This is a genomic window from Planktothrix sp. (assembly GCF_046067725.1).
GTDB lineage: Bacteria > Cyanobacteriota > Cyanobacteriia > Cyanobacteriales > Microcoleaceae > Planktothrix.
In genome coordinates this window covers 1-8301 of record NZ_JBJUDF010000117.1, presented here as the reverse complement: position 1 = coordinate 8301, position 8301 = coordinate 1, and the positions used below count along the sequence as shown (strand labels likewise).

Sequence of the window (8301 nt, the reverse complement as noted above, 5' to 3'; positions counted from 1 at the left end):
CACAACTTTATATTGTGGTGATACTCAACAATTTAGTGCGGAAGGCTTTGATCAATATAATCAACCTTTTTCCATTGGACAAGTTACTTGGACGGCTGATAATATACAACTTCCTAATAATGGAAGATTTATTGCGGGTCGCTTTGAAACAACAGTTACTATTACCGCAACAGTTGAAACCATTAGTCAATCTGTCCAAGTTGAAGTTATTGAACGTCCAAGATTAACTTCTTTAAAAATATCTCCATCATTGATAGAAATGTATCCGGGTCAAAGCCATGAATTTACAGTTGAGGGTTTCGATCAAAGAGGAAATCCTATTTCAATTAAAAATGTCAATTGGACTGCAACTGGGGGCAAAATTAACAACAATGGAATTTATATTGTTGGGAATAATAGTAAAGGACAATTCACTGTTACTGCTTCAATACCCGGTCAAACAATTAGCGCAACGGCTGAAATTATTGTTCCTTCTATTTTAACTGATCTGATTATTTCACCGCAGACTATTTCTGCTGAACCTAATGAACCGATCACGTTTCAAGTTATGGGTTTAGATCAGATTGGAAATTGGATGTGGGTGAATAATATTGAATGGAAATGTACCGCCGGAGGTCGAATTAACCGAGAGGGAGTTTTCAAAGGAGGTTATGAACAAGAACAAGTTACTGTAACCGCCAAAGTAGGGTTACTTCAAGTTAGTGCAACTGTTCATATATTACCTGTTTTAAGACGAATTCAGATTAATCCTAATCGGAATATTTCTCTTAAACCGAATGAAAGTATAACTTTTAATATCGTTGGGTTTGATCAATATGGAAATGAGATTGAAACAGGAAATATTGTCTGGGAAGAAAAAGGGGGAAGAATTGATCAGAATGGAAAATTTACAGCCAAGAATAACGATAAAGGGTCATATCAAGTAACAGCTAAAGTTGCTGCATTATCTCCCTATGATATTCGCTCAAAGATATTAGCTTTTGGCATTTATATGAAATTGATATCTCGGAGTATTTACTGGGCACAAAGGTTATTTTCTCTGAGTAGTAAAATTCAAAATTTATTATCGTCTAATTCTGCGGAAACAGAGATTCAAGAAGAATCTGAAACAACTGATAATATCTCCACCGCTTCTGAGCAAAATTCGTCTTTAGAACTATCTGATTTTGAAATCGCTTTTCAAGCTTGGTTGATTAAACAAGCGATTAAAAGAACTATTCGTTTATTAAATTGGGTGGGGAACTCTTGTATTAATTTTGCTCTAATTAGTGATTCTGTTAATGTCCAGGTTGTTCCTGTTTTAAGAAAGTTAAGAATTCAGCCAGAACAAGTTGAAATTAAATCTAATCAACATTTTCAATTTAAAGTTACTGGATTTGATCAACAGGGAGATTTTATCAAACCTAATTATATTAAATGGGAAGCAACAGGGGGAACAATTAATCAGAATGGTGATTTTGTTCCATCAGCATCCTCTAATGGAAGTTATGAAATTTATGCTACAGCTATCCCAGAGAATATTAGCGATTTAGCTGAAATTAAAATTGTTCGGGTGACTCAAAAGCCAGATGTTTATATTACATCAAATAATCCTAACCCCGAACAAATATCACGTCCAACACCGAGTCCAACTCCACGTCCGACCCCAAGTCCAACACCGACACCGACATCAACCCCATCACCAAACCCAACCAATAATCAAACTGAATCGTTCTCAGAACTGGAAACAGTTAAGATAATTTCTAAAGGTTCGATTAATGGAGACATTCTTGGAAAAGCTACTGTTGCAACGATCAATAATGAAGAAGTAAAAGGTAAAATCCTAGCAATTTGTAGTTTAGAACACAAAAGAGTGTGTTTGCAAATAAAAGAAGGTGAACTAGGAATCTGGCTTCCTGAATCTGCTTTTTTTGTAAGCAGATATGAGGATTATCAGAATTTGCTAAAGTTAAGCTAGTGCTTTGTACTGGAGCAGCAAAATTATGATCCAAGTAATGATTAGCCCACAGTCCTTACTGGAAACAGGCATTAAAGTTGAGAAGGTTGATAGCCTTCGACTCTTCAAATTTACCGACGAGTTACAATCTAACCTCGAAGATTTGCTAGAAAAAAACAAGACAGGTTCACTAACCCTAGAAGAAGAGGCAGAACTCAACGCCATCGGGGAACTTGACCGCATCTTTACCTACCTCAATTCTCTCTTAGTTGCCGAGCAATGACTATTAATGAATTGACAAGGCAACTCGTGCGGAAACGTGCAGGCTACCTGTGCGAATATTGCCACTCTCCTGAGAAAATCAGCACCTCTCGTTTCACCATCGATCACATCCAGCCGCGCTCTCTAGGCGGCTCTGACAATTCTGATAACCTGGCTTTAGCTTGTAGCCGATGTAACCAGCGTCGTTATAACTTCATTGTGGGTCGGGATGTGGAAACATCAGCAATTCTGCCTTTATTTAATCCTCGTCAACAGCACTGGTCTGACCACTTCATCTGGAATGCAGAGGGTACGAAGATTGTCGGCACAACTCCTATCGGTCGAGCCACTTGTGAGCGTCTTGACCTCAACGACGAACGCTATAGAGGAGAACGTTCTATCCAAGAAGCCCGGACGCTATGGGTTCAGGCTGGCTGGCATCCTCCCTCAGAAGATCCCCGGCAGCTTGATTAAGCAGATTTGTCCGACTGCTCTACAGTCACTTGAGAACAAGTCTATACCACACAAGAAGTACACCAATATGATCAACATTGAGATATAGCAATTATGATTTTATGACTTAAAGCAGTGCGAGCATCCTCCCTCGCTACACCCCAACATCTACCAATTAATTGTTTTAATCTTATTGTATTTGCGATCACATATTCTATTAATATTAATTTAAGTAATATAAGATGGTGCGTGCGCTGTGCTTACGCACCCTACTTCGATGGGGGGCGATCGCTCCTATTTAAAACAGTATAATTTTGAAAAGTTATCAAATTTATGATAAAATAAATTATACTATTTTTAACTCATTAATCCCTAATAGGCTTATGAAACTTGATGACCTTATAAAAAGTTATCGTCAAGAAATTTTAACGATTGCGGCTCAATATGGAGCCTATAATATCCGAATTTTTGGATCTGTGGCTAGAAATGAAGCAGATTCTAATAGTGATGTCGATTTTTTAGTTGATCTTGAACCTGGAAGAAGCCTTTTAGATTTAGGTGGACTTCTGATGGACTTACAAAATTTATTAGGGTGTCCAGTTGATGTTGTTACAGAAAAAGGTTTAAAAAAACGAATTCGTGAACAAGTATTAACAGAGGCAATTTCTTTATGAGAAATGATTTTGAAAAATTAAAGGATATTTTAGAAGCGATTACTCGTATTGAAAAATATGCGATTCAAGGTAAAACGAATTTTGAAGAAGATGAACTAATTCAGACTTGGTTTGTACAAAACTTACAAATTATGGGTGAAGCATCCCGCGCACTTTCAGCAGATTTTAGAGAACAACATCCTGAAATCCCTTGGTCACAGATGATTGGAATGAGAAACATATTAGTTCATAATTATTTTGAAGTAGATACAGAAATTGTTTGGTCTGTTATTGAACAAAATTTACCTGAATTAAAAACTCAGATCGAAAGGATTTTACGAACCCTATAAAATTAACATTATTTTTTGTATTAATATTAATTTGAGTAAGATAGTGCGTGCGCTGTGCTTACGCACTCTACGGTGTTGAGGAAATTTATTGTTTCCACAATTTTATGGTGCGGTCATAACTTCCTGTTGCTAACCATTGACCATCAGGGCTAAACGCCACTGTAAAAATATCACTATCATGGGCTTTAATGGTTTCTAATAATATTCCTTTTTGTACATCCCAAATATCTAATATCCCCTTAGTATCTCCACTCATTAAAAATTTACCATCAGGACTAAAAACAAGATTAAAAATCTCTTGATCATCGGCTCTTAACGTTCTTAAAAAACGCCATTGTTCTTGTTCATGTTGCCAAATTTTAATCATACCATTGCGACTCGCTGAAGCCAACAATTCACCCGTTGAACTAAACGTTACACTTCGTACCCAGTTCCCATGACTGTTTAAAGTTTGGATTTCTTTTGCTAAGTTTAAATCCCAAATTTTGACCGTTTGATCTCGACTTCCACTTGCTAAGAATTGACTATCAGAACTAAACGCTACACTATACACACGATCTTGATGACCTGTTAAGGTAAAGGCACGTTTTCCCTTCGTCATATTCCAAATTTCAATCGTTTTATCCCGACTTCCACTTGCTAAGAATAAACCATTAGGACTAAACGCCACCGCTTCCACCCCGTCTTGATGACCCGTGAGGGTATACCACCTTTTACCTTTGGTCATATCCCAAATTTCAATAGTTTGATCTCGACTTCCACTCGCCAAAGTCTTGCTATCAGGACTAAAGGCGATGGTCGTGATCCAGTTACTATGACCAACCAAGGTATACCACCGTTTACCCGACTCCAAACGCCAAATTTCAATCGTCTGATCCTGACTTCCACTCGCTAACGTCTCACCATCGGGACTAAAGGCAACTCCGGTGATGGCGCTGCGATGACCTGTTAGGGTATGAACACACCTCCAAGACGGCGATCGCAACGGTTGAACACGCTGTTGTTGTGGCGGGGTTGGTTGTTGGATGGTGCGGGGGGGTAAGGTCTGGGGAGGCGATGAGATGGGGGTTCTCAGCGTTGGCGGGGGAGGGGGTGAAGGAGGAGATTGTAAATGACGAGCGATCGCAGCAGGTATGCCACCCGGATGTAAATCTTTTAAGACTTTTAATGCAGAATCATAACGTTGACTGGGTAAAACCGCTAACATTTTATCTAATATTTTTCCTAATTCTGGAGTAACAGGATGATTTTTTAAATAATCTCGCCAAATCCAACGATCTTCATGAATATCATATAAATCAAAGGGGGAAATATGGGTCATTAAATAAATACAAGTCACCCCTAAACTATAAATATCACTGGCATAAATCGCTTGTCCTCTCGTTTGTTCGGGGGCGACATATTCGGGACTCCCAATTACAGTTCCCATCAGAGGAACTTGACTATCCGTAACGACTTTTGCTGCCCCAAAATCCACTAAAACTAACTGACCTTGACGTTGAGAATTTTCTCGAAGAATAATATTAGCAGGTTTAATATCTCGATGAATGACCCGATGATGATGAATAAATTGTAAAACGGGTAATAAATCATTTAAAACTTGACGAATTTGCGTTTCTTTAAACACTCCCTGACGCAACAATTCTTCTTCTAAATTAGGGCCGTTAATAAATTCTTGAACTAAATATTGATGATTATCCTGTGCAAAATGGGCTAATAATTCAGGAATTTGGGGATGTTTTCCTAACTCATCTAATCGTTCGGCTTCTCGATGAAATAATTCAATAGCTTTTTGAGAATTTCCCTGCATTTGTGGGAGAAATTGTTTAATCACGCAAGGAGGACGGGAGGGTTTATCTTCATCTACGGCTAAAAATGTTTTACCGAACCCGCCATGACCAATGACTTGAACAGCACGATACCGTTCTCTTAATAACAATTTTACCCCACAGGTTAAACAGAATTTAGCCTCTGGAGTGTTTTGGGGTTGAGGACATTGGGGATTTAGGCAATAACTCATAGATGATTTAACTCAAACCAGCCTAAGTTTATTTTAGTCTAACAGAAACCGGGTTTCTTGAAGAAACCCGGTTTCTAGGGAGCAATCGCTGATATTTAAGTTTAATTGTTATACTATTATCTGTATATAATTTTTGATTAAAACTATTAACCACTATGACACAAACTTTATTAGAATCAGAATCGGAAGCTCAATTAATGACCTTAGAGGAATTTCTGGACTGGGTTCCTGATGGTTCTGGGCGTTATGAATTACATAGAGGAGTCGTTAAAGAAATGCAGCCTACAGGAACTCATGAACAAATTGCTAGTTTTCTTACCCTTAAACTAGGAGTTCAAATAGAATCCCTGGGACTTCCCTACTTTATCGCGAGACAGTGTATTATTAAACCGATTGATTCTGATCAATCTGGTTTTAATCCTGATCTGACGATTATTAATAAAAATTCATTAAAACAAGAACCTATGTGGAAAAAAAGTTCAACGATTACTCAAGGGGAAACATTACCGTTAGTCGTTGAAGTTGTGAGTACGAATTGGCAAGATGATTATTTATTAAAATTATCAGAATATGAAAAATTAGGAATTCAAGAATATTGGATTGTTGATTATTTAGGGTTAGGAGGTCGCCGTTATATTGGCAATCCTAAACAACCAACTATTTCAGTTTATCAAATGATCGAGGGTGAATATATGGTGAATTTATTTCGAGAAAATGACCCCATACAATCTGCTATATTCCCTGAATTAAATTTAACGGCTGCACAAATTTTTGAATTAGGGGAATCATGATTTTCTGTATAAATATCCTCTATTCCCCCTTCATAATTTGTAATTCGTAATTCCCTCAACCATTATCGCGCAATTTGACTCATATAATCTCGCCATAATTGCGCCGCATTTCCACTGGTTCCATTAGTCGGAGAATTATCATCATTTCCTAACCAGATTCCCGTTGTTAATTTAGAATCAGGAAGATAACCCACAAACCACAAATCAACATAATCATTTGTTGTTCCCGTTTTACCCGCTTCTCCTAACCCAATATAGGCACTTTGACCCGTTCCCCGACGAATTACTCCTTGTAATAATGTCGTCATAGTTTCTGCAATAGCAGGAGATAAAACCGAAGGAACCGTTGGATTTTCTCGATCATAAGCATAAATCACCCGACAGGTATTAATATCATTAATATCCGTACAATCACTACTATCTAAAATCCGACGAATACCGTGTGGAGAATGATGTAAACCCTCATTAGCAACGGTACTATAAGCACCCGTTAATTCTAATAGATTCACTTCACTTTGACCGAGAACTAAACCGGGAACCGGATCAAGTTTCGAGTCAATTCCTAAACGTTTTGCAATGTCAATTACCCGATCTAATCCGACATCTTGAGCAACTCTTAAAGCAATAATATTTTCTGATAAAGCTAACCCTCGATACATATCAACATCACCGCCACTGCGTTCACACCCTTGATAACTTTGTCCTTGCCAAGTGAAGGGTTCACAGGAATAGGTTTGACCGGGGGGAATTCCTTGTATTAAAGCCGCTAAATAGCTAAATAATTTAAACGTTGATCCGGGTTGACGTTGCGCTTGGGTCACACGATTAAATTGACTTTCTTTATAATCTGCACCTCCCGCCATTGCTAAAATTTCTCCGGTATTAGAATCTAAAGTTACTAAACCGCCTTGAGAAAATCCATTAGTTGTCCCTGTGGTTTGAATCGAACGTTTGAGAGCAGCTTCTGCAATGGTTTGCATGGGAATATCTAACGCCGTTTCAACAATAAAATTGCCTTCACGGGCGAGTTGTACCCCTAATAATTTTTCCAATTCCACAAAAACATAATCATAAAAATAAGGAGAAATGGTACTTTCTAAAAATTCCTGAGCTTTAGGATTAATTTCAATTCGAGAACGACGAGCTCGATCAGCTTCCGCTTCACTCACCATCCCCATTTCTAACATTCGGCTAATCACGCGATCGCGGTATTCTACTGCTAACTGATAATTTTGAATCGGATTAAAACTATTAGGAGCGGGTAAAATTCCCACTAAGGTTGTGGCTTCTGATAAGGTTAAATCTTTAGCTGATTTATTAAAATAAAATCGCGCCGCATCTTCAAATCCATATAAATTAATCCCCAAATAAACCCGATTCAAATAAGTTTTCAACAGCTTATTTTTCCCATAAACCGCTTCTAACTTCAAAGCCACCACCGCTTCTCTAAATTTGCGTCCGGCTGAATCTTCTGTACCCACATAATCCCGGTATAAACTCCGAGCTAATTGTTGAGATAAGGTACTTCCCCCTTCTCGAATTTCTCCGCCTCGGACATTCGTTAATAAAGCCCGTAAGGTTCCCAAGGGATCAATGCCCAAATGCCAGTAAAACCGACTATCCTCCGAAGCAATTACCGCTTTCGGTAAATAAGGGCCAAAATCCGCTAACCGATTTGTTTCTAAATGGGCAACCGTATTTGCTTCCCGCAGGGGACGACCATCCGCCGCATGAATAATCACTGGCCCGGTGACGGTTTCTGGTAGGGGATCAACCTCAAATTTCTGCCACTCAAAGAGTACCACCATCCCCACCGCAGCACTCATGCCACAAAATC

8 protein-coding genes and 1 pseudogene are annotated in these 8301 nt (G+C 38.4%); 7 read left to right on the top strand and 2 right to left on the bottom strand.

Going from position 1 to position 8301, the window contains the following annotated elements; translation table 11 throughout:
- From ACKPEB_RS06720 to ACKPEB_RS06695, 6 genes and pseudogenes are all read left to right on the top strand, one after another.
- Nucleotides 1–1957 (top strand): Ig-like domain-containing protein (locus tag ACKPEB_RS06720; RefSeq protein ID WP_408964078.1); only part of this gene is annotated, 1957 nt, incomplete at its 5' end.
- A 25-nt stretch (nucleotides 1958–1982) separates the two neighbouring features.
- A complete protein-coding gene (locus ACKPEB_RS06715) occupies nucleotides 1983–2219 on the top strand; it encodes a hypothetical protein (RefSeq protein ID WP_072722229.1) in 237 nt (78 codons plus the stop codon).
- Nucleotides 2216–2398: pseudogene (locus ACKPEB_RS06710) on the top strand (HNH endonuclease); the annotation flags it as partial. The gene ACKPEB_RS06715 and the pseudogene ACKPEB_RS06710, both read left to right, overlap by 4 nt.
- An 18-nt stretch (nucleotides 2399–2416) precedes the next feature.
- On the top strand, nucleotides 2417–2671 hold the full coding sequence (locus ACKPEB_RS06705) for a hypothetical protein (RefSeq protein WP_408964079.1): 255 nt from the start codon (nucleotides 2417–2419) through the stop codon (nucleotides 2669–2671).
- 362 nt (nucleotides 2672–3033) lie between these two features.
- Nucleotides 3034–3324 carry a nucleotidyltransferase family protein gene (locus ACKPEB_RS06700; RefSeq protein ID WP_408964077.1) on the top strand — a complete coding sequence of 97 codons (291 nt, stop codon included), beginning with the start codon at nucleotides 3034–3036 and terminating at the stop codon, nucleotides 3322–3324.
- Nucleotides 3321–3653, top strand: a complete 333-nt coding sequence (locus ACKPEB_RS06695; protein ID WP_408964076.1) for a DUF86 domain-containing protein — start codon at nucleotides 3321–3323, stop codon at nucleotides 3651–3653. Before ACKPEB_RS06700 ends, ACKPEB_RS06695 begins: the two co-directional genes overlap by 4 nt.
- 85 nt (nucleotides 3654–3738) lie before the next feature.
- Here ACKPEB_RS06695 and ACKPEB_RS06690 read toward each other — a convergent pair whose 3' ends face one another.
- Nucleotides 3739–5673, bottom strand: a complete 1935-nt coding sequence (locus ACKPEB_RS06690) for a protein kinase domain-containing protein (RefSeq protein ID WP_408964075.1) — start codon at nucleotides 5671–5673, stop codon at nucleotides 3739–3741.
- 155 nt (nucleotides 5674–5828) lie between these two features.
- Between ACKPEB_RS06690 and ACKPEB_RS06685 the strand changes: the two genes are divergently transcribed.
- Nucleotides 5829–6464 carry a Uma2 family endonuclease gene (locus tag ACKPEB_RS06685; protein WP_408964074.1) on the top strand — a complete coding sequence of 212 codons (636 nt, stop codon included), beginning with the start codon at nucleotides 5829–5831 and terminating at the stop codon, nucleotides 6462–6464.
- Between the two features lie 62 nt (nucleotides 6465–6526).
- On the opposite strand, the gene ACKPEB_RS06680 is transcribed toward ACKPEB_RS06685, so the two are convergent.
- The coding region (locus tag ACKPEB_RS06680; protein ID WP_408964073.1) for a transglycosylase domain-containing protein at nucleotides 6527–8301 on the bottom strand (1775 nt) is incomplete at its 5' end.